This window comes from Marinomonas sp. 15G6-16 (assembly GCF_055809555.1).
The window spans coordinates 2,752,779-2,777,433 of sequence record NZ_CM147916.1 but is presented as its reverse complement, the minus strand read 5'-3'; the positions used below and the strand labels follow the sequence as shown (position 1 = coordinate 2,777,433).

Genomic DNA, 24,655 nt, shown 5'->3' with positions numbered 1-24,655 from the left:
TTCCTAAGAAGTAAGAGCATTATGCAGAGCACTTTCGATGCTCTCTTTTGTGATGCCTTTACCAATGAACACCAATTGCGTTTGGCGGATTTCATCGGCTTGCCATAAACGATCGAAATAACGGTCTAAACGTTTGCCAACCGCTTGAAACACCTGTCGCATTGGTTTGCCATGAACGGCGGCAAACCCTTTAATACGAAAGATATTATGCTCTTCCAACAACTGGGAAAGGGTTTCTTGCAATAAGTCAGATTGCACTTCACCAAGGCTCACCACAAAAGAATCAAAATGGTCGTGGGCGTGATCGTGATGTTCGCCGTGCGCGTGATGATGATCATGATGATTGTGCACTTCGTCGATTCGACTTTCTGTCGCGGCATCAATACCTAATAAAGCGTCCAGCGCCACTTCGCCATTTTCGATGTAGGCAGTCTTCACGCTTTTTGGCACTTCATGACGAATGATGCTTTGTACACGAGTACGAGCTTCGTCATCCAATAAATCGTTTTTCGTCACCACCACAAGATCCGCGGCGCTTAGCTGATCATCCAATAACTCTTGCAAGCTTGGGTCATGATCAAGGCTGTCGTCTGCTTCTCGCTGAGCTTGTACTTTATTTTCATCGTGAGCGAAACGACCTGCGGCAACGGCTGCGCCATCAACAACCGTGATCACCGCATCCACTGTGCAATGTTCTTTAATGCCCGGCCAATTAAAGGCTTGCACCAAAGGCTTAGGCAAGGCCAAACCGCTGGTTTCAATTAAGATGTGGTCAATGTCGTCACGACGCGCCACCAGCTGTTCCATCACAGGTAAAAACTCTTCTTCTACCGTGCAACAAATACAACCGTTCGCCAGCTCATAAAAGCCATCGTCACTGCGTTGGCCGCTTTCTTGCTCGTCATCACAATCCAAAGGACAAGAACGAAGCAATTCTGAATCTATGTCCAGTTCACCAAATTCATTCACAATGACCGCAATGCGTTTGCCTGCGGCTTGCTTTAGCACATTCGACAATAAGGTGGTTTTACCGCTTCCTAAAAAGCCAGTGACAATCGTTGTTGGAATTTTATTAAGTTGCATGATTAACCCTGCTCTTTGGAGTTTTTGTTTTTAGGTTTATGTATTTTTCTGAAGATATGCGCTTGCCCTTTATCGTATAAATAAGAGTCGGCGAAATCGTCGGTATCCAGTACTTTCCCGACCAGAATCAAGCTGGTGCGAGTGAATTTTTTCTCACGGACTTTGGCAACGATGTCCGCCAAGGTGCCAACCACATAATCTTGATCTGGCCAGCTGGTTCGATAACACACTGCCACAGGGCAATCTTCGCCATAATGAGGAATCAGTTCTTCAACGATTTTATGAATACGTGTGATGCCTAAATGAATGGCCAGCGTCGCGCCACTTTGTGCCAACGCGGGCAAACACTCTCGTTCTGGAAACGGAGTTTTGCCTTCATAGCGCGTCATAATGACGGTTTGTGATACGCCCGACAATGTCAGTTCTTTTTTCAATAAGGCCGCGGACGCTGCCACGGCGCTGACTCCTGGAATTACTTCATAGTCGATATCGAGTGCTTCCAAGCGACGAATCTGTTCGCCAATAGCACCATATAAAGCCGGATCGCCAGACTGTAAACGCGCAATGTCTTTGCCTTCTTTCGCGGCTTGTTCGATGACAGCGGTGGTTTCCTCTAGATTCATTTCAGCCGTATCGTAAATGGCTTCCGCCGAGCCACGAACACTGTCAATCACTTGCGTTGGAATCAAAGAACCCGCGTATAAAATGACCGCGCAACGTTCGATGGTTTTCACGGCTTTCACTGTCATTAAGTCAGGATCACCCGGCCCTGCGCCAATAAAATAGACTGTCATGTATTATTACTCATTCAGTGTGCGATGGATTTCCTAGAGTTTTTTCGAATAGCCGCGAGGTGTGTAAATCCATTCTTTCTCGCCGTTTACTATGTGTTTGGTATCAGAATTCCCCACGCTTACCATGGTAAACATGTCCACGTCTTTGGCGTCTAATTCTCCCAGCGTCGTGAAAGTAATGTCTTCTTCTGGTCTGGTTAATTGACGGCCAATCATCACAGGCGTGCTTGCAGGACGATATTGCAACAAGACATCACGGGCGTGATTCAATTGCCAGTCGCGCTTTTTAGAAACAGGATTATAAAAAGACACAACAAAATCGCCCATACCACAAGCATGAAGGCGTTTGTCTATGGTTTCCCAAGGGGTTAATAAATCCGATAGAGAGATCGTACAGAAATCGTGGCCCAACATAGCACCGACTCGGCTTGCGCCCGCTTGCATCGCGGAAATACCTGGGATCACTTCAATCTCGACATCGAGCCATTCTGGGTGACTTTCTTTGCCTTGAAGTTGTAAATCTAAGAGTTCAAACACCAAGGTCGCCATAGCATAAATGCCAATATCGCCACTAGAAATAAGCGCCGTATTTTTACCTTGTGCTGCAAGCGTAAGTGCTAAACGCGCTCGACCGATTTCTTCGCCTAACGGCAAATCGTGGAAGGTTTTTCCGTCACTTAATTCACCCAGCAACTCTAAATAGTAACCATAAGCGACCCAGTCACTGCAGGCCGTTAATGCTTTTGTTGCATTCGGCGCAACCAAACCTAGATCACCGGGCCCCATGCCCATTACAAATAACTTGCTCATTCATTCTCTACATATAACAGAGCGCAACCTGCGCGAATGGCGTTATTGTACACGGAATGGAGGCTTAACGAGATGAAAAGGCTGGAATTTAAAGTGAGAGATGTTCAGGTAAAAGCAGATTAAGAATCAACATGCAGCAAAAGGCATTGAATCTCTTTTGCGCTTTTTGTGCTTAACACGGTTTTTTCACTTTGAATGACAAAGGACAAAGACTCTCCTAGGAAAGAAGATCCTGACGCACTCACAGCATGATTCAGTAAGTGTGTTTCATTTTTCCATGTTAATTCTGCTTGATCACCATGAAAGTAGACATTCAGCAGCTTATCATCACAGGAATAAACAGCAGCGTTTGTTTGCACCACATCTTCAATCTCATAAACTTCCTCCTCAATAACCTTCTCGTTATTAACGGAAGAACAAGCTACTACAGCAAGCGCCATAAAGGTAATCAGTGTGCTGCGCAAAAATAAAATAAGCGACGTCATAATGTAGTACTCCTTGCTGGCATTAACCCTTTATTCCATATAATACATTTAAGCATAAATGGCTGCTTTATCTATCTTACATCGACGATACTTTTGAAATGTGTATTGTATCAGTAGGAATGAGTAACTTTTTGTTGCAGCCTTAGCCTATCTCAAACGCTTCCTAAATTTCATCACATTTACTCCTTATCTTGCTTTGACACAAGACAACAAATAAAAGTATATTCAGCCCATCGGAAAAATTCCGATTTCGTTCTCGGGGCGGGGTGAAACTCCCCACCGGCGGTAAAGATAATACGTAAACGTAGCATCTAAGCCCGCGAGCGCCTTTTAGCATTTTTATATAGAAGTGCTTTTAGGGTCAGCAGATCTGGTGAGACTCCAGAGCCGACGGTTATAGTCCGGATGATAGAGAGCGTGTCAGACAAAACCTCTAGCAGAGTCGTATTCTTACGTCACTGTATTAAGGTATGCCATTTACATGGTGTTTTTGCCTGCCCGTTCGCCCTGATTCACCTTATATTTATAGGATTTTAAAATGAATCAGAGCTCAACGAATCACATTGATTTCACACCAGCAACAAAACGTATTGCGATACTTCACGCCGCTTGGCATGAAGAGATCGTATTGAATTGCGTTAACAGTTTCAAAGATGAGTTAATTTCTCGCGGATACGATGCATCACTTATTGATGTCATTCCTGTACCCGGTGCTTATGAAATTCCTCTACAAGCAAAGCTATTAGCAAAAAGCGGTCAATATGCCGCCATTGCTGGCAGCGCATTGGTTGTCGATGGCGGAATATATCGACATGATTTTGTCGCGCAAACAGTTTGTAATGCTCTTATGCAAGTGCAGTTAGAAACTGAAGTACCGGTTTTAACCGCTGTACTGACGCCTCATAATTTCCATGAACATGATGAGCATAAAGATTACTTTAGTCGTCATTTTGTGAAAAAAGGGGCCGAGCTTGCTAATGCATGCGATCAAGCGATTCGCTTAACAGAAAGTGCAAAAGCCTTAGGCTAAAGCCAACTTAGCCCTAAATTAAAGCTCTGTGCATAGCCTATGCTCAGGGCTTTTTTATTTTCTTATTCTCTTCTTATGCGCCCTTCCATTAAATACTCTAAGCGATATTACCGACAGAACATCTGAGTGTCATAGACTCACTTGATTAAAAAAATTATTGTAATACTTATTGTTTTAATCAAAAGTTTAAAACACACTTCTATAAAATAAAGTACGAAAGCAGCTGCATAGAAAGGTTGTCATAAAATACAAGTATACATTTTATTACAATCATGCATGATTGATCTGACCAAATAGACAGAAAGGCAACTTGTCCATGAACGCAACACAAAAAACCTTGAAGAACGACCTCTTTATATATCGACTATTGATGAGCCAGGCTCCAATTTTGCTTATCAGCGGGATGCTAGGAGAAAAGCTTTTCTCTTTTACGCTTGTGGCTGCCGCCATTATCGTGGTTGCAACTCAACTTTTTTATAGCTTATTTAAAGGCACTATCGGCTTCTCCATTGCGGCCGGTGTCATCATTATGTTGGTGTCATCCTTCCTCATTCAAAGCCAATTAGGCTTAATTGAGATGCACTTTCATATCTTTAACTCTATGGTCATGCTGCTCATTTATCAGAAGTGGCAACCTATTCTTGCTGCATTAGTCACAACGGCTCTCTACCACATTGGTTTCATGTTTGTACAAATGGCAGAGGTTCATATTGGAGACATGCCGATTATGGTGTTTTCAGGTCACCACAGTTTAGGCTTAATGATCGTCCACTGTATTTTCGCTATCGCAGAAGCAAGCTTACTTATGTACATGGCACATCTTATGACAAAGCAATCCGCTGCCAACGTCAAAATTGCCAATACAATTGAGCAGATTTCCAAAAAGAATGATCTTTCTTTAAGAATCGATAAACCGACTTCGGATGGAGAGATCGCACTTAACAACTTATTAGAAAAGCTATCTAATCTGTTTTCAGATTACCAACGCATCGCTTTGTCTTTAGTTCAGTCAAGTAAGCACATCAGCCAAATCACAACTGAAGTTAACTCAAGTGTCGATACCAGTAAGCAACGCTCGGACGACACAGTTACTGCTTCTGAGGCGGTTGCCCAATCTATGCAACATATTTCTCAAAAGAGCTCTGATTCCGCTGAAATTGTTAGTTACTTAGAAAAGGACACGCTGAAAGACAGCGAACAAGCACTCACAATTGTAAATGATATGGAATTGCTGGCTAAAGACACGGCTTCTATTGCTGAATCCTTACAGGCATTGAACTCTGATGTTGACTCCATTACTCAACTCCTTGAGTCCATTAGAAGCATCTCAGAGCAAACTAACCTATTGGCTCTGAACGCCGCCATTGAAGCTGCAAGAGCGGGAGAAACCGGACGAGGCTTTGCCGTTGTAGCAGATGAAGTACGAGCACTTGCTCAGCGCTCTAGTGATTCTACGGATGAGATCGAAAAAGTCCTTGAAAACCTTAATAACAGCGTGAGCAAAACCGTTAGCTCCATGACCTCTGGACAAGAAAAAACCCACGTAAATATGGAGCATACGTTAAGTATTTCAGAAGGACTTAATAAAAGAGCTCAGGATGTCAGCCAAATTGCTCAATCCAGCCAAGACATTGCGCACAGTACGTTGGAGCAAGAACAGGTTATTCAATCCATTAATAACAAGGTTCACCAAAACGCCCAAGCAATTCTTCAATTGGTTGATTTAATGGAGCGTCTAACGAAAAGCAGTGAAGAGATTTTCCAAGTCACAGCAGAATACCAAGACAAAGCCACGCTTTTTAAAGTCTAACGGGTTAACTAAAAAAATAGAAAAAACTGTTTAACAGCAAAAACATTTAAAGTGTTATTAAGCCTGCGGCCGTCGTTAAAAAACGATACCGCAGGCTTAATTTTTTTGGTGTTTCACTTCAGAACTCAATATAGCTCTTTTCCGTTTAATCTTATTAATTCAAACGACGCAAACTCAACTCTTTATATTTAGCACTCGTTTTATCACTTTCGACACACAAACTCAGCATATCATCAATAAAAAAGCCAAACGCTCGCTGCTCTATTACCTCAATCCCTTTTTGCTGATCTAGCGACAAATTGCCATATTTAGAAGCAGCGCCAAAGTCACCGAATAATACGTGTCCCTTTTCATTGATTAATATATTGTGAGCATACAAGTCGCCATGACTGACCTTGCATTTATTAAAATGCAGTACTAAATCATCAACTTGTTCAATGATATGAGCAATCTTTTCAATTGAAAAAGAGAGATCGTCAGCAAATGTATCTCGTGTACAAGAGACCAAACTAGGCGGCATGCCTAAATTAAAATAATCTTCGGGAATGAGTTCCATTACTAAAGAAGCTCGCCCCTCGTCTGACACTTTTGCTAATGGTTTTACTAAATTGTGATGATTGCCAACAGCTAGGCAAGCATCCAACTCATCTTCTGGATAACCATCGCTTGTCACTTCTCCTTTAAAAACTTTGACCGCAACCTTATCAGGAAAAGCAAACTCATTACGCTCCCAAGTCGCTATAGAGATTACTCCTGAAGCGCCTTGCCCCAATACTTGATGTAAGTTGAGGTCGCAGAACTGAACTGTTTTAAACTCTTCATGAGCATCTCGCTGACTACAAAAAGGGTTTCCAGAAAAGGCCAACCAAGCCAAGCGTGGAAGACTTAAAAGCTGATCAGGAAAAGCTTTAAGCTGATTCGCTGAAAGTCGAATTAACTCCAATTTCTGGCAGTTAACGAGAGATGTAGGAAGCGAGGTTAGACGATTTCCAGCTAATGCTAATTTTTGCAAACGAGTTAAACGACCACAATCCTCTGGCAATGCTTCGATCTGATTATCCGTCAAAATCAACCAGCGAGTTTGATCTGGCAAGGATGCCGATGACAGATGTGAAATTTGATTGGTTTTAAAGCCTATCATTTCTAGGCTTTCACATTCACCTAACACACTCGGCAATTCTGTAAAACGATTATTTGAGCAAAATATAATACGCAGCTTTTTTAGTCTATAAAGATCATCCGGCAGCTGACTCAGACAATTATTGGATAAATCCAACACTTCTAAGCTATCCGCAAGGTCAAAAATAGCATTAGGAAAAGAGGTTAAATTTTCACTGATTTGAAGCCGAACAATACCTTTCAAATCACCATTATTTAACTGAGCAAGAGTTTGCAAAAGACCATCCTATTAAATCGTTTTATTTTAAATTTTAAGTGATAAGCAGCAGTATAATAAAAAACTGTATCGAGTGAATTGATATACATTCTCACTTCATTATCTTTTTGTTTGCACAAAACAAAGATCCATTTTACACAACCCACAATCTATTACATAAAGATACAAATATGCCTTATAAAATATCCATTTTACAAAAAACCACTTGATACATCCGCTAGTTATTTTTCGTAACATAAATATAATCCTCGCAGATTGGAACTACACTCTAAATACAGCGAATGCCTAATTTTTTGTTCCGGCAGAATTATCGCAGAGAGATTATCTCTTAACTAACACAGAAAACTACGGATAACTAAATGACATCATCAAGACAGCGCACCTTAAAAAATGATTTATTTATATATGGAGCCCTGCTAGCACAAGTGCCAGTGCTGCTATTGAGTGGATTAATTGGCGAACAATTATTTTCTTTCACTCTAATCGCTTCCGTCATTTTAGTGGTTGTAACTCAGGTTGCTTACAGCTTACTGAAAGGCCAACTAGGGTTTTCTATTGTGGCAGGCATTTTAATGATGCTTGTTTCATCGGCAATGATCCAAAGCCAACTTGGCCTAGTTGAAATGCATTTTCACATCTTCGCGACAATGGCATTCTTTCTGATTTACCAAAAATGGCAGCCTATTGTTGCTGCGCTGTTAACAACTGCGGCTTATCACATTGGCTTTATGTATGTACAAATGGCCGGAGTGCAAATAGGTGATATGCCTATTATGGTTTTCTCTGGTCATCATGACATGGCGATTATGATAGTACATTGCGCTTTTGCAATTGTAGAGGCTGCGGTTTTGATTTACATGGCTTATCTAATGTCTAAAGAGTCTTCCGCAAACATCAAAATTGCGTCTGCCGTTGAAGAAATATCAAGCAATAATGACTTATCCGTTCGTATAAAAGGCGCGAAATCTCCTGCTGAAATTTCATTAAATACGTTACTAGATAAACTCTCTAGCTTATTCGCTGACTACCAAGAAATTGCTAAGATTCTAGTTAGCTCTAGCAATAAAATTCATGACATCAGCAAAAATGCCAGCATGAGTGTAGAGTCCAGCAAACATCGTTCGCAAGAAGTGGCCACAGCCTCTGATCAAGTTTCTCAGTCTATGAAAACAGTGGCACAAAGCAGTACTCATTCATCAGACATTGTTCGTATTCTTGAACAAGATACAATCAAAGACAGCCAGCATGCGATGACGATAATGGAAGACATGAAGCTACTGGAAGAAGATACAACAGCTAGCTCAAATTCACTGCAAGCATTAACCAAAGATGTTGAAGCTATTACACAGCTGCTGCAATCGATAAGAAGCATCTCTGAACAAACTAACCTACTTGCTTTAAACGCAGCCATTGAAGCAGCACGCGCAGGTGAAACCGGACGAGGGTTCGCTGTTGTTGCAGATGAAGTCAGAACATTGGCGCAGCGCTCAAGTGAATCGACAGATGAAATCGAAAAAGTACTCACCAACCTAAACACAAGCGTTAATAAGACCGTCAGCTCAATGGAATCTAGCAAAGAAAGAACAGTCATCAGTGTTAAGCACACGCTTGAGATCTCAGAAGGCCTAACAAGAAGAGCAACTAACGTAAGTGAAATAGCACAAATAAGCCAAGAGGTAGCGAAAGAAACCCTTGAACAAGATCATGTAATGACCGCTATAAGTGAAACAATTAACGAAAATGCTCAAGACATTCAGTTACTTGCTGAAAATATGGTTAGCCTTGCTCACAGCAGTGAAGATATCCATAAAGTAACCAAAGAATACGAAGTGAAAGCTTCTACCTTTAAAATTTAATCGAAGATAAAACCAATCGACCATATTGTATTTGATATGGTCGATTCTTCTGTGCATTTATTTTTGTACTTCCGTCTCTAACTTTGCCTTGCAATCAGCCAAAACTAATTCCAATGCTTTAACAGCAACCGCACTGTCTACGTTATTTATTTCAAGCAATTCAATAAGATCCACAGCTAATTGAACATGGGCTGGCGCATCGTCTAAAGACATAATAAAACCACACTTAAAATGAAGTAATTGATGTGTAAAAATAGTCAACAAATGACTTAAAAGTATTGTCTAAGTCTATACTGGGATGAGTCTTATCAAAAGGCCCTTTGCTCCATCACCTATTTTCTTATATGAGGTCACTGTGATTACAAATGATTTTTGGTTAGATAGATGGCAAACGGGAAGGATCGGCTTTCATCAAGAAGGCGTTGACCCTAAGTTGATCGAGTTTTGGCCTACATTACCCAAAGACAGCCGAGTACTTGTGCCATTATGCGGTAAATCAAATGATATGATTTGGCTAGCTGAACAAGGCTATCAAGTAACAGGAGTTGAGCTATCACCTTTGGCCGTTATCCAGTTTTTAGGAGATAACGACCTAACGTACGACACTCATCAAGATGGCGAACTAAAAATCCATACTGTTCAAGGCTTACCACTTCGCATTATCGAAGGGGATTACTTTCAGTTTACCGAGACAGGTTTTGATGCCTGCTACGATAGAGCGGCTATGGTAGCAATGTCTGATTCCAAGCGAGCAGATTATGTCACTCATACACTTGAGCGTTTAGCCGCATCCGCCAATGTACTTTTAATCTCTCTACATCATGATGGTGATAATCAAACTCCGCCTTTTTCCGTTGAAGAAGCGTCCGTCATTTCCTTGTGGGGAAAGAATATTCAGAAGCTGGCTTCTGAGAATTTAGTACAAACCATACCCAGATATAAAGAACGTGGTCACGCATTATTTGAAGAAAGTGTCTGGCGTATCAAACCCTAGATTAGACTGTCTACCAAGATACTTTTCTGGGATAATGCAGCACGATTTTTTACCGATAAACCATGTATTCTCATAATTACAGCGCCTTTTGCTGAAACTTATGCCAATACCAAGAGCGAATGATGATTAAACGACATAAAACAGCCAAACAACTCTTCTCTTATCCCCTTTATTGGGCAGAGTGCTATGGTGTCTCCCCTTTTCTTCCTACAACACGTGAAGAGATGGATGCTCTTGGTTGGGACAGTTGTGACGTCATCATAGTGACAGGCGATGCGTACGTAGATCACCCTAGTTTTGGTATGGCTGTACTAGGTCGTTTATTGGAAGCTCAAGGTTATCGCGTCGGTATTATTGACCAACCGGATTGGCGAAATACTGATGACTTTATGCGCCTCGGCCGCCCGAATTTATATTTTGGTGTGACAGCTGGCAACATGGACTCGCTTATCAATCGCTACACTGCAGATTTAAAAGTTCGTAACGACGATGCTTACACACCTTACGGTGTTGGCGGAAAGCGACCTGATCGAGCAGTGATTGTTTATTCTCAACGCTGTAAAGAAGCCTTTCAAGATGTGCCAGTTATGGTTGGTGGGATTGAAGCCAGCTTACGCCGTATTGCTCAATATGATTACTGGAGTGATGAAGTTCGACGCTCAGTGTTGATTGATTCAACCGCTGACATCCTGCTTTATGGCAACGCTGAGCGTGCCATCATGGAAGTCACCCACGAAATGGCCATGGGCAAAACCCTAAACGAATTAACTAATATTCGTGGCACCACTATTGTCAGAGACACGCCACCTGGTGGTTATACCGAAATCGACTCAACACGAGTCGATTGGCCAGGCAAAATAGATAAAATTTACAGCCCTTATGAGTACATTCCTGAAGGGAAGTGCCAAACTAAAGATGATCATGAAGACTCGGATGTTATGCCGATTCGAGTCATTCCTGCGCCTTTACGACGCGGGGAAAAGCTCGATCCAGATAAAACTTACATCCGTCTTCCGTCTTTTGAAAAAGTCTCAAAAGACCCAGTTTTATACGCCCATACTTCACGTATTTTGCACCTTGAATCAAACCCACATAACGCCCGCGCCTTGATTCAAAAACATGGCAAAAAAGAAATCTGGGTCAATCCACCACCAATTCCGCTGGAAACACCAGAAATGGATGGTGTGTTCGATTTGCCTTATGCTCGAGTGCCTCACCCGAAATACAAAAAAGCACGTATTCCCGCTTATGACATGATCAAGACATCGATCAATATCATGCGTGGTTGTTTTGGTGGCTGTACTTTTTGCTCAATCACAGAACACGAAGGCCGGGTTATTCAATCTCGCTCACACGAGTCTATCTTGAGTGAAATCGAAGACATCAAAGCAAAAGTACCAGGGTTCACAGGTCATATTTCTGACCTTGGTGGACCAACATCTAACATGTACACATTGAATTGTAACGATGACAAGGTTCAAGCCTCATGCCGTAAGCTATCCTGTGTCTACCCAACTATTTGCTCAAATCTAAATACGGATCACAGCCCAACAACTCAGCTGTATCGCAAAACTCGTGCAGTAGAAGGCATTCATACTGTTTCAATCGCATCTGGCTTGCGTTACGACCTTGCAGTTGAAGACCCAGAATACGTTCGTGAGCTTGTAACCCACCACGTTGGCGGCTTGCTGAAAATCGCACCTGAGCACTCAGAGCAAGGCACGTTGTCAAAAATGATGAAGCCAGGAATGGGAACATACGATCGTTTTAAACGTATGTTTGATAAGTATTCTAAAGAAGCTGGCAAAAAGCAGCATTTGATTCCTTACTTCATAGCAGCGCATCCAGGCAGCTCAGATGAAGACATGATGAACCTTGCTCTTTGGTTAAAAACTAACGACTTTAAGCCTGATCAGGTACAAACCTTCTACCCTTCTCCAATGTCTCTTGCGACCGCTATGTATCATTCCGGTAAAAACCCGCTTAAGCCGGTAACTTATAAGAGTGAAGATGTTTATACGCCAAAGGATGCAAAACAGCGCACAGTGCAAAAAGGCTTCTTACGTTATCACGACGCAAACAACTGGAAGGATTTGCGTAATACTCTCATTCAAATGGGACGTGCAGACTTAATCGGTAATGGTGCTAATAAGTTGGTACCATCAGCGGATAAAGACATTCAAACACCTCGTCGTCCTAAAAACGCTAAACCGGGACAAACAACAGGTGCTTCTCATACATCTAATCGCCCAACAATGGCGAAAAATGCGGCTAACGAAAAAGCACGAGCAAAAAGAAATAACAATACGGCGACAGGTAGAGCATCAGGGACACCAACAAATGGCAATACAGCTAAACGCCGTAAGCCAAAAACCAAATCACGTTAAATAAGTACTTAATGAAATTAAAATACTTCATGCTTTAGCAGCATGAAGTATTTTTTTGCTCTGAAGAAAAGAAACGAGGCGTAACGGCAAGTGAATATTTTCTGCGCTTCAAACAAATCAGCACTAGCTCAACAGCTGATATCAAAACCAAACTATACCCAAAGGTCTCAATCCCCTCTTCCACTATATTTTTAACAACTCGTATATAGGAATCCCCCATTACGGATTGCCAAAAAGATGAGCGCCCCATTAGTCTTGAAAAAGCTAATAAAGTAACAAAGCCTGCTAGGAAAATCCCCGCGCTTGCCTGTAACGAATATTCAGTTAATGAAGCATAAGCCTTAGAAAGCTTGCCTCGCAAAAAAACAGCCACACAGGCAAGAATCAATACAACAATCACCTGCCAAGCACCATCAAAGACATATTGATCTAATAAAGCATCTGATTCACGGACAAACATCATGCCCAACAAAGCCGCAAGGAGCACAGAAACAATGTGAAGTTTATCGTCTAAGCGTGACGCATAAAAAAACAAGATACAGCTCAGAAGCGCCATCACGTCTTGCATGTATTCTGTCAATGAATGCTCACTGTATTGAGCAAGAGCCAATGCACGATAGCCCTCTAAAGAAACAAGCTGAGCAATACCAGCAATAGCAAAAAGATAAAAAAGACTACGGAAAATAAACATAAAAAACCTCAACTGATGAAGTCGAGATTCTATTGAAAGGACTCAAAAAATACGACGCTATAAAGTGTAATAACATGATTGTTACTGTCTTTATCCTGAAACAATCCTACATCTTGTCAAAGTGTCAAACATTGCAATACCACTATTCCTTCACCTTATTTAAGATATAAAAGTGATGATATTCAGAATAAAAAAATCCCCAAGAACTTTCTATTGTAGAAAGTGCTCAGGGACTTAGTATCATGAACCTAATTGCAAAAAGAAATATTATTTCTTCGGAGCAAATGGGTTTTCAGAAGACTTAAACTCAAAAATAATAGGCGTACCTGTGATATTCAGTACGGTTCTAAATTTATTTTCGAGATAACGTTTATAACTACCAGGCAATGAATTCGTTTGGTTACCATGAACAACAATACGTGGCGGGTTAGATCCACCTTGGTGTGCGTATCTTAGTTTGATTCGACGACCATTTACCATTGGTGGCTGATGCTCAGAAACCGAGTCTTCCAATATGCGCGTTAAACGGTTGGTCGACCACTTAGAATAGCAAGACTCGTAAGTACTTTGAATTGTGTCATACAAGTCACCAACACCCGTTCCGTGCAAAGCTGAGATGTAATGTACTTTTGCATAAGGCACAAAACCTAAACGGCGCTCAACTTCGCTCTTAATGTGCTCACGCTCATCTTTTTGTAAGCCATCCCACTTATTAATCGCCAGAATCACGCCTCGACCAGCATCCAATACATAGCCGATCATATGCAAATCTTGTTCAACCAAGTCTTCATGGGAATCAATAACCACAATTACAACATTGGCATCTTGAATAGCTTGAAGCGTTTTAACAATCGAGAATTTCTCAACCGCTTCTTTCACATGCTTACGACGACGTACACCCGCCGTATCAATTAAAGTGTACTCTTGATCATGACGTACATAAGGAATGTAAACGCTATCACGAGTTGTTCCAGGCATGTCATACACAACAACACGGTCTTCGCCTAGCATGCGATTCACCAAAGTAGATTTACCTACATTTGGTCGTCCAACCACCCCGATGCGAATGCCACGAGATTCTAGGTTAATCTGATTTTTTGCTTCTGCAACCTTTTCAGCAAATGGCAACATAACCTTATCAATTAGGATATGAACCCCCTTACCATGAGAGGCTGCAATTGGGTGCAATTCACCAAGACCTAATGAATAAAAATCGGCCAAGGCAATATCTTCATTAATACCGTCAGTTTTATTCACAACCAGAGAAACAGGTTTATTAGATCGACGTAGATGATTTGCAATCATTTCATCTGCAGGATTCAAACCGTGTCGACCATCAACTAAGAACAAAACGGCATCGGCTTCTTCAATGGCTAACAATGACTGACGCGCCATTTTTTCATCAATACCTTGCTCATCACCACTGATACCACCAGTATCAATAACAATAAACTCGTGCTCTCCAATCTTCCCGTCACCGTATTTACGGTCTCTCGTAAGTCCTGGGTAATCAGCTACCAAAGCATCACGAGATCGAGTTAATTGATTAAAAAGCGTAGATTTGCCAACATTGGGTCTACCTACCAATGCAATTACTGGAATCATTTTTTTACCTATAAAAATACAAAGCGGCCACCATCCCTTTTGGAATGGTAGCCTCTTAAAAAGTCGCTAAAAAAGATTAAGACAATCTCAATAGCTCAGTGCCGTCACATTAGAGTCCGGCGTAAGAATAAATAACAGTTTACCATCTGCCACCATACGACTACCTGGTGGAACATCATCATCTGCTAACTTATATGCAACAACGTCACCAGTTACTAAATCAAGCAAGTGCACATAACCAGCTCGATCCATTACAGCAACATAGTCACGATAAAATTCTGGAGAAATTAAGTCTCGGTCGAGAAGTGTTGTGTTTTCCCAAATTTCTGAACCATTTTTGGCATTTAAAAGAAAAACATTACTTTTCATATCGACTACGGCAAGCAACTCATCTTTCAAAGCAAGACCTACAGAGCTCGCAATGCTTCTTTGCCATAAAGGACGACCAGTATCAATAGATAAAGCCGCCAAGGTGCCATTATAAGCAATAGCATAGACAACTCCATCTTTTACAACCAAACGTCCATCTAAGTCGCTCAATCGCTCAATTTCATAACGGCCTTCAGGTTTGCCAACTTCATAAGACCAAATCAAGGCGCCACTCTGTAAAGAATAGGCGTTTAGCTTACCATCAGCAAAGCCAGCTATTACTTTACCTTCCTCAATAATGGGAGCACTTGTACCACGCACAGTTAAAGACGGCAAATCTTCTTTAGCGCGCCAGAGTATATCACCTGTCCCAGCGTCTAAAACGCTTAACCAGCCATCCGACGTTTGTACTGCAAGTTTTCCAGCGGCATAGGCTACTTCCGACAACACTTCAGAGCTTAGTTTCTTTTCCCATAATACAGAGCGGCTTTCTAGAGAAACAGCGACCAATTGAGCATCGTAAGTACCAAAATACAAAACATCGCCATTACGTGTAACACCAGCACTTGGTGTGTACTCTGTAGGAATAACGCGTATTTTGTTTCCTTTTGCTTGCCCTAACTCATAAAGGCTTCCTTCATCCGTTGCGAAGTACAATGAACCATCTTCAGCAATAAGATTAAAGCGCTCGCTAGACTCACCGAAGTTACCGTCAACACCAGTTCGCCAAGCTTTTTTGAAACCAACTTTATTTTCCATTTTAGGAAGCTTTTCTAATGCTGGGCGCGCATTAGAGCAACCTTGAATCACTAAAACAGCAGATAGAAGGACAAACAAAAGAGACTTATTCATATTTAGCCTTTCACCAAGTCCTGAAGTTTAATATCAAGCAAAGGATGATTTACACCTGCAGCCAATGCTTCACTTGCTTTTTCATAAGCGATTCGAGCATCATCACGCTTATCTTGAGCCAAGTAAATATCCCCAACAAGTTCTTGCTGTTGAGCAACAAACTCTTCTTCCGATACTTTATCTGCTCTCGCCATAGCACTTGTGTAATCTTCTTTCTGAAGCAGTAGACGAGCTGCGCGGAGATTTGCAATCGCGATAAAAGAAGCATCATCTGTGCTAGCAATTGCATTATCTAATGCAGCAATCGCTTCATCATATTGACCATTTTCAGCAGCCACTCGTGCCAAAAACAAATGACTAAATGTAGCATAGCCAGTGTCGCCGTAATCTTCAGTAAGCTGTTTCGCAATAAAAGTAACTGTTTGCTTATTGTCTTCATCACTTAAATCAGCGGCTGCTTGCACCAAATTCTGATATAGAGCCGATGCTTCGCTTGTGTAATTCGCTTGGTTATTTTTCCAAGCCTGAAAACCAAAATAACCACCTGCAATAACAGCAACAGCGGCAATCAGCATAACGCCGTTTTTCTTCCACCATGCTTTAAAGGCTTCAATTTGTTCTTCTTCAGTCTTTAATTCAGACACATCTACTTCCTCATTCAAGGTGTCGCCGATTCAACAAAGCGACACTCTGTTAAATCAAATTATAATTTGTTGCTGATGTATGAAACCACATCATCAAACGCACAAGTTTCTTGCTCACCAGTTAACATATCTTTAACTTGGCAAACACCTTGGTCTACTTCATCTTGCCCAATAATTAAGGTCAATCGAGCTTCTGATCGATCCGCTTTTTTCATCTGATTCTTAAAGTTTCCACCACCACAATGGCGTAAAACAACATAACCTGAATCCGTTTCGCGTAGTTTCTCAGCCAATACAAAAGAAACTAGTTCAGCAGCTTCTCCCATACTGACAATAAAGGCATCTGTTGAGAATTTTGCTGCAGCCGGAACCAAGTCCAGCGTTTCGAGCAATAGAATCAATCGCTCAATTCCCATCGCAAAACCAACACCTGGTGTCGCCTTACCGCCCAACTGTTCAACAAGACCATCATAACGACCACCAGCACACACAGTCGCTTGCGCACCAAGGTGAGTTGTCACCCATTCAAATACTGTCTTACCGTAATAGTCCAAACCACGAACAAGTCGGTGATTAATAACATAAGGAATATCATTGGCTTTTAGAATCGCTTGTAGGCGTTCAAAATGTGCTTGAGATTCGTCACCAATAAAGTCTTCAAGGTTTGGTGCACCTTGTAAAACGGATTGCGTTGACTCATCTTTAGAGTCCAAAATTCGCAATGGATTGGTGGTCAAACGACGTTGGCTATCTTCATCTAATTGATCTTTGAACTCAGTTAAATATTCAACCAATGCAGCCTTAAAAGCTTCACGTTCAGAAGCCAAGCCAATGGTGTTCAACTGCAATTCAACATGCTCAAGAAGCCCTAATTTCTGCCATAAACGAGCAGACAAGATAATCAGCTCTGCATCGATATCAGCAGAGCTTATACCAAAAGCTTCCACACCGATCTGATGAAATTGGCGGTAACGACCTTTTTGTGGGCGCTCATAACGGAACATTGGCCCCGTATACCATAAACGCTGCACTTGATTAAATAATAATCCAGCTTGATCAGCTGCACGTACACAGCTGGCCGTACCTTCTGGTCGTAAGGTTAAAGACTCGCCATTACGATCTTCGAAGGTATACATCTCTTTTTCTACAATGTCGGTTGTCTCACCCACACCACGTTTGAATAAATCGGTACTTTCAACAATAGGGAAGCGAATTTGTTGATAACCATAAGATTTAACAACGTCGGCTACCGTTTTTTCTAAATATAGCCAGACAGAAGATTGATCAGGAAGAATGTCGTTCATTCCTCTAATCGCTTGAATTTTTCGAGCCACTATGGATCCTTAATTTTTTACAATGATGTTGGCTAGTTCCCGCTCTTTTAGGGCCGCCTTATCACGAATCATTTTTTCTAAATCATCAACCAAGGTTTCATTTTTGGTTTTGCTATTCGGCTTACCATCTTGATAAATGAGATTATTGGGAGAGCCACCAGCCAGACCGATATCAGCCTCTTTTGCTTCGCCAGGGCCATTAACGACACAACCAATAACAGCAACGTCCATCGGGATCACAACATCCTCCAGACGCTCTTCTAATTGATTCATGGTTTTAATCACATCAAAGTTTTGGCGAGAGCAGCTTGGGCAAGCAATAAAGTTAATACCGCGATTACGCAACTTCAAGCTACGTAACATATCCCACCCAACTTTTATTTCTTGAACCGGATCAGCAGCAAGTGAAACCCTTAACGTGTCACCGATACCATCCATTAGCAACAAGCCAAGTCCAATAGAAGATTTCACTGTTCCTGAGCGTAAACCACCCGCTTCCGTGATCCCCAAATGCAATGGGTTATCTATTTGGCTAGCGATTTTACGGTACGCTTCAACCGTCATGAAAATATCAGAGGCTTTTAGACTTAATTTGTATTCATGAAAATCCAATTCATCAAAATACTGAATTTGACGAAAAGCCGATTCAACCAATGCATCAGGAGTCGGTTCGCCGTACTTCTTCTGCAAGTCTTTTTCCAAAGAGCCAGCATTTACGCCAATCCGAATAGGAATATTCTTATCACGAGCGCAATCAACAACAGAGCGCACTCGATCTTTATTACCAATGTTACCTGGGTTAATACGTAAGCAATCCACTCCGTACTCTGCTACTTTCAGAGCAATTTTATAATCGAAATGGATATCTGCAACCAAAGGAATGGAAACCGATTCACGTATTTTCTTAAAAGCTTCCGCGGCATCCATTGATGGAACCGAAACACGAACTATGTCTGCCCCTGCGTCTGCAATGGCACGTATTTGTGCCACAGTTGCATCCACATCACAGGTTTCCGTGTTTGTCATACTTTGAACACTGATTGGCGCACCACCGCCAACCGGCACATTCCCGACCATAATCTGACGGGAATGACGACGTTTTATAGGTGACTCAAAATGCATAAGAATCTCTACTTGAGCTCAAAACGAGCCAAATCTTGACGAATAAAAGAAGAAAATGCGAACTCCTCACCTTTATACTTCAAAGATGAAACGCCTCTTGCATAGCCTAGCACGACACGATACGGAGCATTGCCTGATAATTTCAAAGTTTGACCTGCTGTTTTCACACCAGAGAACAAAATTCTACCACTTGCGTCACGTATTTCTGTCCAGCAATCTTCCGCAAATGCAATATCAATATCATGAGTATAAGTTGGTGTTGATGGTTTCTCTTCTATAGGCTCTGGAGCAGGAACAACTTGAGTCGCCTTAACCACTTCATCTGGGCTAACACCTGCTTCTTTAAGAATAGCAACCGTTTCAGGAGACAAACCGGTAACCACATTACTCTCAGGTTCATTTGTTACGACAGCAGCTTCTTCCACAGGCGTACTAAGTACAGGGTTAGCATCATCAGCCTCTGCCACCTCATCTTCATTTTGTACACTAGACAAAGAAGGATCAGGAGTAAGAACAGGCTCTTCTGCTTGCGCTATTTCAGCAGTTTCATTCACAGGGTTTTCATCTGTAATAACCGATTGTGTAGTCTCTGACGGCCACCAGAAAACGAGGAACATCAAAACCGCGACGATAACAACCGAAATGAAGATAACGATAGGGTCACCCAAATGGGTTTGCTTGTTTACCTTATCGACAGGTTTGATAGTTGACTCTTTACTGTCTCGATTACTATCAAAAATGCCTAGAATTTCCATTTGATTAAGGCCAACAACTCGACAATAGCTTTTTAGGAAGCCGCGAGCAAAAGCAACGGAAAGGAAGTGGTCAAAATTATCAGTTTCAAGTGCTTTTACTTGATCAAGGGAGATTTTTAAACTTGTCGCTATATCTTGTTCAGTAAGCCCTAACTCTGTTCTTTTTGCTTTTAAGGTTTGACCAATAGTAAGGTTGTTTTCTGTTGTGTCTGTTGCAGTTATATCGTTCAAAGTATCCGTTTTCTCATCTGTTGTAATGTTGTCATTTGCACCTATGACATCCATATTATTTGTTGTTTCAATGCTATTGGTATTCTCTGGATTATTTGTCGCTTCTAAATTTTTTTTACTTTCAGGAACATCAGTTGTCATTTTAATACCTTGAGCCATGCAGGCATGTATAAATACTCGTCGATGGGTACTTTGTAGGGTCAGACTCGTGTGCACTTAATTGCCACGACAGACAGTTGTACTCATCAAAATGAACCGATCCGCTGGTAATTCCATCACCAGATTGGATATTGTTAAGGATTGTTCGAGCTTCGATAATATTACCCTGTATTAAAACAAGATTGAGCTCTGTCATCAAACCAATAAGTGGCAAATCCTCAATTTCTTTTGCTTGTTTTAAGTAGGTCTCAGCCAAATTTACGTGATTTTGACGTAATGCACATCGAGAAAGGTTAATTTGCACAGATTGGCGCGCTATGAAAGCATTTTCACTGGCTTTCAAAAACACCTTACATGCTTCTGTCCAGTTTCTCTGCTGCCCCAACAACACACCATAATTATTCAAAATAAAACTATCGTTTGGGTATTTTTCCAAAGCATTTTGATGTGTAGAAAAAGCCACTTCATACTCACCAGAACTTAACCAATACAAACTAACCAACCGCCAATAATCCCGACCTTGATCAAGCTCATCAATCTGATCTAATTGGTTTTTGGCCATTCCAACTTGCCCTAATAGCAAATGCGCTTGAGCAAGTGACAGTCTTTTTTCTACAGATACAGGAGGAGAATCAGATAAAACAGGTTGGTAGGCACAGGAAGCACTAAAGAAACAGCACAATAAAAAAGGCAATCGAAATATACGCATACTGACATCCTTGTCATGTATTCAATAATTTAGCTTTATAAATTAGCTATTTATCTCTCGTAACTCAATGTATTTTTGGCTACGACGTGTTTTGTCATGAAAATCGCCAACCAATTGACCACAAGCGGCATCAATATCATCACCACGTGTCGTCCGAACCGTGACAGTGTAACCAGCATCAGCCAATATTTTCTGGAAGCGACGAACACGATTATTCGACGGCTTTTCATAACCAGAATGCGGGAATGGATTGAACGGTATAAGGTTAATTTTACACTCTAGATCTTTGAGTAATTCGGCCAATTGGTGAGCTTGCTCTTCATTGTCATTCACGCCAGACATCATTGTATATTCAATAGTAATGTGTCGCTTATCTGGCAAGTTAGCCAAATAATGTTGACAAGATTCAAGTAATTCAACGATTGGGTATTTCTTATTGATTGGCACCAATACGTTACGTAACTCATCGGTTGGAGCATGCAGAGAAATAGCCAAAGACACATCTGTGCGTTTCACTAATTCATAGATTTTAGGAACAACACCAGAGGTACTTAACGTCACTCGGCGCTTAGACAATCCATAAGCGTGGTCATGCATCATCAAGATCATTGAATCAACAACTGGCTCGAAGTTCATCAAAGGTTCACCCATCCCCATCATAACGACATTCGTCACTCGGCGAGGGCCATTAGGATCCATAGGACCAAAGGACTTAATAGCAATCCAAACTTGACCAATAATTTCAGCAGGAGTTAGGTTACGGTTAAAACCCTGCTTCCCTGTCGAACAAAAGCTGCAATCTAGTGAACAACCAACCTGAGAAGACACACACAAAGTCGCACGGTCGCCATCTGGAATCAAAACCGTTTCAACACAGTCGTTCTTTCCGCCATCCGTACGAATAATCCATTTACGAGTTCCATCTTTGGAGATATTTTGAGAAACCACTTCAGGGCCACGAATCTCACAAATTGTCTCTAATTTGGCACGCAACGCCTTGCTGACATCCGTCATCTCATCAAAGCTCTCTGCGCCTTTTTGGTGAATCCATTTGAGCACTTGAGTCGCTCTGAATTTCTTTTCACCGATCGACTCAAAGAATTCAATCAATTTATCTGGAGATAAACCCAATAGGTTTACTTTTTTTGTGTCAGTCATAATCAGGATCGCTTGCTATGTTTTAGCATTAAGTTTAAACGAAAAAAGCCTCTGAAAAGAGAATGTCTTTTCAGAAGCCTCTGCAAAAAGGCGGACTAACGTCCGCCTTCTCTATTTCGGATGGGCGATAAACCCTACCGATCAATTACTTACCGAAGAAGTAAGCAATTTCACGAGCTGCAGATTCAAGAGAATCAGAACCGTGAACAGCATTGGCATCGATAGATGCTGCGTAATCTGCACGCAAAGTACCAGCGGCCGCTTCTTTAGGGTTAGTAGCACCCATTAGTTCACGGTGGCGAAGAACAGCGCCTTCACCTTCAAGAACAGAAACAACAACAGGACCAGACGTCATGAAAGCAACTAAATCTTTGTAGAATGGACGCTCTTTGTGCTCAGCGTAAAAACCGCCAGCCAATTCGTCATCCAATTGAATCATTTTTGCTTCAACGATTTTAAAACCAGCACGCTCAAAACGAGTGTAGATTTCACCGATTACGTTTTTTGCAACAGCATCAGGCTTGATGATTGATAGAGTGCGTTCTAACGCCATGATATAACTCCAAATTAGATTTTAAAGGGCGATGACTAGCATAGCGATAACCATAAAAAGCCATGGCCCAGGACATAAAAGTTTAGCGCGTGGATTATACGCACCAATTGATGAAAATTGTATGCTCAAAACAAGATTATTTACGTCTTACAACATAAAAACTTCTTTTATCCTTTTTACCTTAGAGATCTCAACTTGGTGACAGCAGTTTTAATTGTCTCAGCGGCAAAATCTATCTCTTCTTCTGAAGTAAAACGCCCAACAGAAAGACGTAAAGAGCTATGAGCCAATTCATCATTTAAGCCGATCGCACGCAATACATAAGACGGCTCTAAGCTCGCCGATGTACAAGCAGAACCAGAAGAAACCGCCACATCACTTAATGACATCAAAAGCACTTCACCATCTACATCAGCGAAGCCAACATTAATCACACCAGCAACGCGATTTTCTGAATCGCCATTTAAGTGAACACCAGGCAACTCATTTAAAGAAGACCATAAACGCTCACGCAATGCTTTAATACGGACGCAATCTTCTTGCATATCTTCCGCTGCGATGCGATACGCCTCTCCCATGCCAACAATTTGGTGTGTCGCCAATGTACCTGAACGCATACCACGCTCGTGCCCACCACCATGAATCTGTGCTTCTAATTTGATTTTTGGCGAACGTCGAACATACAAAGCACCAATGCCTTTTGGCCCATAAGTTTTGTGTGCAGTAAGAGACATTAAATCGACTTTCATGGCATTAACATCAATCGCAACCTTACCTGTTGTTTGTGCAGCATCAACATGTAAAAAAATACGACGAGAAGATGTCATTTCACCAATGGCAGCAATGTCCGTCAAAACACCCAATTCGTTATTACCGTGCATCAAAGACACAAGAATTGTATCTTCTCGCAGAGCCTCAGCCACTTGAGCCGGAGAAATGACACCATGTTCATCTGGCTGAAGATAAGTCACTTCAAAACCTTCTTTTTCCAATTGCTTGCAAGGATCAAGTACGGCTTTATGCTCAATCATAGAAGTAATGATATGACGGCCTTTTTGACGATAAGCATAAGCAATGCCTTTTAGCGCCAGATTGTTTGCCTCAGTCGCACCTGATGTCCAAACGATTTCACGAGAGTCAGCATTAATAAGATTCGCCACTTGCAACCTAGCTTCTTCTACCGCTTCTTCCGCACGCCAACCAAAAAGATGAGAGCGGGACGCTGGATTACCAAAATTACCATCTTGCGTTAAGCAAGCCATCATTTTTTCAGCGACTCTTGGATCCACCGGTGTTGTGGCAGAATTGTCTAGGTAAACCGGGGTCTTCATTTAAAACGCTCCAAAACTCTATCAAGTAACAAAAACATCTAACAAAATACAAAGCGCGGACTAACTACACCGCCGCCTGTGCAATACTTTTAATTCGGCTAACAATAGAACGCAGCCCGTTGCCTCGGGTTGGACTCAAATGACGTTCAAGATCCAATTCTGCAAAATAACTTGAGATATCAAACTCTATAATCTCTGCTGGTGTTTTATGGTTCAAAGCCGCCAATACAAGACCCAATAAACCACGAACAATAATGGCATCACTGTCCACAGAGAAAACCAAAACTTCGCCTTTAGCTGCATCTTGCTCTGTACCAGGTTGAATCCAAACACTGCTCTGACAACCTTTCACTAAACGCTCAGATGTACGCCAGTCTCCATCAAAGGCAGGCAAAGATTTACCTAGATCAATTATGTACTTGTACTTATCTTCCCAATCATCAAAAAACAATAGGTCATCTACGATATCTTCTGTACTAGGTAAGGACATGACTCCC

At 41.6% G+C, this 24,655-nt stretch carries 23 protein-coding genes and 1 riboswitch; of the genes, 5 read left to right on the top strand and 18 right to left on the bottom strand.

Going from position 1 to position 24,655, the window contains the following annotated elements; all coding sequences use genetic code 11:
• Nucleotides 1-3: 3 nt before the first annotated feature.
• The 4 genes from cobW to AC0L46_RS13265 all read right to left on the bottom strand — a co-directional run bounded on the left by cobW (nt 4) and on the right by AC0L46_RS13265 (nt 3,172).
• Entirely contained in the window at nt 4-1,083 is a 1,080-nt protein-coding gene (gene cobW / locus AC0L46_RS13280; RefSeq protein ID WP_414681097.1) for a cobalamin biosynthesis protein CobW, read from the bottom strand.
• Nucleotides 1,084-1,085: 2 nt separating this feature from the next.
• Nucleotides 1,086-1,877 carry a precorrin-4 C(11)-methyltransferase gene (gene cobM / locus AC0L46_RS13275; RefSeq protein ID WP_473504219.1) on the bottom strand — a complete coding sequence of 264 codons (792 nt, stop codon included), beginning with the start codon at nt 1,875-1,877 and terminating at the stop codon, nt 1,086-1,088.
• 33 nt (nt 1,878-1,910) lie between these two features.
• Nucleotides 1,911-2,687, bottom strand: coding sequence for a precorrin-3B C(17)-methyltransferase (cobJ, locus tag AC0L46_RS13270; RefSeq protein ID WP_473504217.1), 777 nt, complete (start codon nt 2,685-2,687; stop codon nt 1,911-1,913).
• A gap of 119 nt (nt 2,688-2,806) precedes the next feature.
• Nucleotides 2,807-3,172 carry an MliC family protein gene (locus AC0L46_RS13265; protein ID WP_473504215.1) on the bottom strand — a complete coding sequence of 122 codons (366 nt, stop codon included), beginning with the start codon at nt 3,170-3,172 and terminating at the stop codon, nt 2,807-2,809.
• 248 nt (nt 3,173-3,420) lie between these two features.
• Nucleotides 3,421-3,593, top strand: a riboswitch (FMN riboswitch).
• A 117-nt stretch (nt 3,594-3,710) separates the two neighbouring features.
• Here AC0L46_RS13265 and AC0L46_RS13260 point away from each other — a divergent pair.
• Both AC0L46_RS13260 and AC0L46_RS13255 read left to right on the top strand, forming a co-directional pair.
• The gene (locus AC0L46_RS13260; protein WP_473504213.1) at nt 3,711-4,202 is read left to right on the top strand and encodes a 6,7-dimethyl-8-ribityllumazine synthase; all 492 of its coding nucleotides are present in this window, start codon (nt 3,711-3,713) and stop codon (nt 4,200-4,202) included.
• A 316-nt stretch (nt 4,203-4,518) separates the two neighbouring features.
• The gene (locus AC0L46_RS13255; RefSeq protein ID WP_473504211.1) at nt 4,519-6,012 is read left to right on the top strand and encodes a methyl-accepting chemotaxis protein; all 1,494 of its coding nucleotides are present in this window, start codon (nt 4,519-4,521) and stop codon (nt 6,010-6,012) included.
• A 154-nt stretch (nt 6,013-6,166) separates the two neighbouring features.
• Here the strand turns inward: AC0L46_RS13255 and AC0L46_RS13250 are convergent, their stop codons facing one another.
• On the bottom strand, nt 6,167-7,408 hold the full coding sequence (locus AC0L46_RS13250) for a leucine-rich repeat domain-containing protein (RefSeq protein WP_473504209.1): 1,242 nt from the start codon (nt 7,406-7,408) through the stop codon (nt 6,167-6,169).
• Between the two features lie 359 nt (nt 7,409-7,767).
• Between AC0L46_RS13250 and AC0L46_RS13245 the strand changes: the two genes are divergently transcribed.
• Nucleotides 7,768-9,264, top strand: a complete 1,497-nt coding sequence (locus tag AC0L46_RS13245; RefSeq protein WP_473504207.1) for a methyl-accepting chemotaxis protein — start codon at nt 7,768-7,770, stop codon at nt 9,262-9,264.
• Nucleotides 9,265-9,321: 57 nt separating this feature from the next.
• Here AC0L46_RS13245 and AC0L46_RS13240 read toward each other — a convergent pair whose 3' ends face one another.
• A complete protein-coding gene (locus AC0L46_RS13240; RefSeq protein WP_414681106.1) occupies nt 9,322-9,477 on the bottom strand; it encodes a DUF2496 domain-containing protein in 156 nt (51 codons plus the stop codon).
• Between the two features lie 142 nt (nt 9,478-9,619).
• Between AC0L46_RS13240 and AC0L46_RS13235 the strand changes: the two genes are divergently transcribed.
• Both AC0L46_RS13235 and AC0L46_RS13230 read left to right on the top strand, forming a co-directional pair.
• The gene (locus AC0L46_RS13235; protein WP_473504205.1) at nt 9,620-10,258 is read left to right on the top strand and encodes a class I SAM-dependent methyltransferase; all 639 of its coding nucleotides are present in this window, start codon (nt 9,620-9,622) and stop codon (nt 10,256-10,258) included.
• Between the two features lie 122 nt (nt 10,259-10,380).
• Nucleotides 10,381-12,645, top strand: a complete 2,265-nt coding sequence (locus AC0L46_RS13230) for a YgiQ family radical SAM protein (RefSeq protein WP_473507150.1) — start codon at nt 10,381-10,383, stop codon at nt 12,643-12,645.
• Between the two features lie 34 nt (nt 12,646-12,679).
• Here AC0L46_RS13230 and AC0L46_RS13225 read toward each other — a convergent pair whose 3' ends face one another.
• The 12 genes from AC0L46_RS13225 to AC0L46_RS13170 form a co-directional block, all read right to left on the bottom strand.
• Entirely contained in the window at nt 12,680-13,336 is a 657-nt protein-coding gene (locus tag AC0L46_RS13225; protein ID WP_473504203.1) for a hypothetical protein, read from the bottom strand.
• 267 nt (nt 13,337-13,603) lie between these two features.
• Complete coding sequence (gene der, locus AC0L46_RS13220; protein ID WP_414681109.1) at nt 13,604-14,941, bottom strand: ribosome biogenesis GTPase Der; 1,338 nt, start codon at nt 14,939-14,941, stop codon at nt 13,604-13,606.
• An 87-nt stretch (nt 14,942-15,028) separates the two neighbouring features.
• A complete protein-coding gene (gene bamB, locus AC0L46_RS13215; protein ID WP_473504200.1) occupies nt 15,029-16,162 on the bottom strand; it encodes an outer membrane protein assembly factor BamB in 1,134 nt (377 codons plus the stop codon).
• A gap of 2 nt (nt 16,163-16,164) precedes the next feature.
• A complete protein-coding gene (locus AC0L46_RS13210) occupies nt 16,165-16,806 on the bottom strand; it encodes a YfgM family protein (protein WP_473504199.1) in 642 nt (213 codons plus the stop codon).
• Nucleotides 16,807-16,865: 59 nt separating this feature from the next.
• Entirely contained in the window at nt 16,866-18,140 is a 1,275-nt protein-coding gene (gene hisS, locus AC0L46_RS13205) for a histidine--tRNA ligase (protein WP_473504197.1), read from the bottom strand.
• A gap of 9 nt (nt 18,141-18,149) precedes the next feature.
• On the bottom strand, nt 18,150-19,262 hold the full coding sequence (ispG, locus tag AC0L46_RS13200; RefSeq protein ID WP_473504195.1) for a flavodoxin-dependent (E)-4-hydroxy-3-methylbut-2-enyl-diphosphate synthase: 1,113 nt from the start codon (nt 19,260-19,262) through the stop codon (nt 18,150-18,152).
• 8 nt (nt 19,263-19,270) lie between these two features.
• A complete protein-coding gene (locus AC0L46_RS13195) occupies nt 19,271-20,389 on the bottom strand; it encodes a RodZ domain-containing protein (protein WP_473504193.1) in 1,119 nt (372 codons plus the stop codon).
• A 1-nt stretch (nt 20,390) separates the two neighbouring features.
• Nucleotides 20,391-21,116, bottom strand: a complete 726-nt coding sequence (locus AC0L46_RS13190) for a tetratricopeptide repeat protein (RefSeq protein WP_414681115.1) — start codon at nt 21,114-21,116, stop codon at nt 20,391-20,393.
• 42 nt (nt 21,117-21,158) lie between these two features.
• Nucleotides 21,159-22,274: a dual-specificity RNA methyltransferase RlmN gene (gene rlmN / locus AC0L46_RS13185; RefSeq protein ID WP_473504192.1), complete on the bottom strand. Its 1,116-nt coding sequence runs from the start codon at nt 22,272-22,274 to the stop codon at nt 21,159-21,161.
• Nucleotides 22,275-22,419: 145 nt separating this feature from the next.
• Nucleotides 22,420-22,827: a nucleoside-diphosphate kinase gene (ndk, locus tag AC0L46_RS13180; RefSeq protein ID WP_414681117.1), complete on the bottom strand. Its 408-nt coding sequence runs from the start codon at nt 22,825-22,827 to the stop codon at nt 22,420-22,422.
• A gap of 176 nt (nt 22,828-23,003) precedes the next feature.
• On the bottom strand, nt 23,004-24,158 hold the full coding sequence (locus AC0L46_RS13175; RefSeq protein ID WP_473504190.1) for an IscS subfamily cysteine desulfurase: 1,155 nt from the start codon (nt 24,156-24,158) through the stop codon (nt 23,004-23,006).
• A 64-nt stretch (nt 24,159-24,222) separates the two neighbouring features.
• Nucleotides 24,223-24,648 (bottom strand): SufE family protein, encoded by a 426-nt coding sequence (locus AC0L46_RS13170; RefSeq protein WP_473504188.1) that lies wholly within the window; start codon nt 24,646-24,648, stop codon nt 24,223-24,225.
• Nucleotides 24,649-24,655 lie beyond the last annotated feature (7 nt).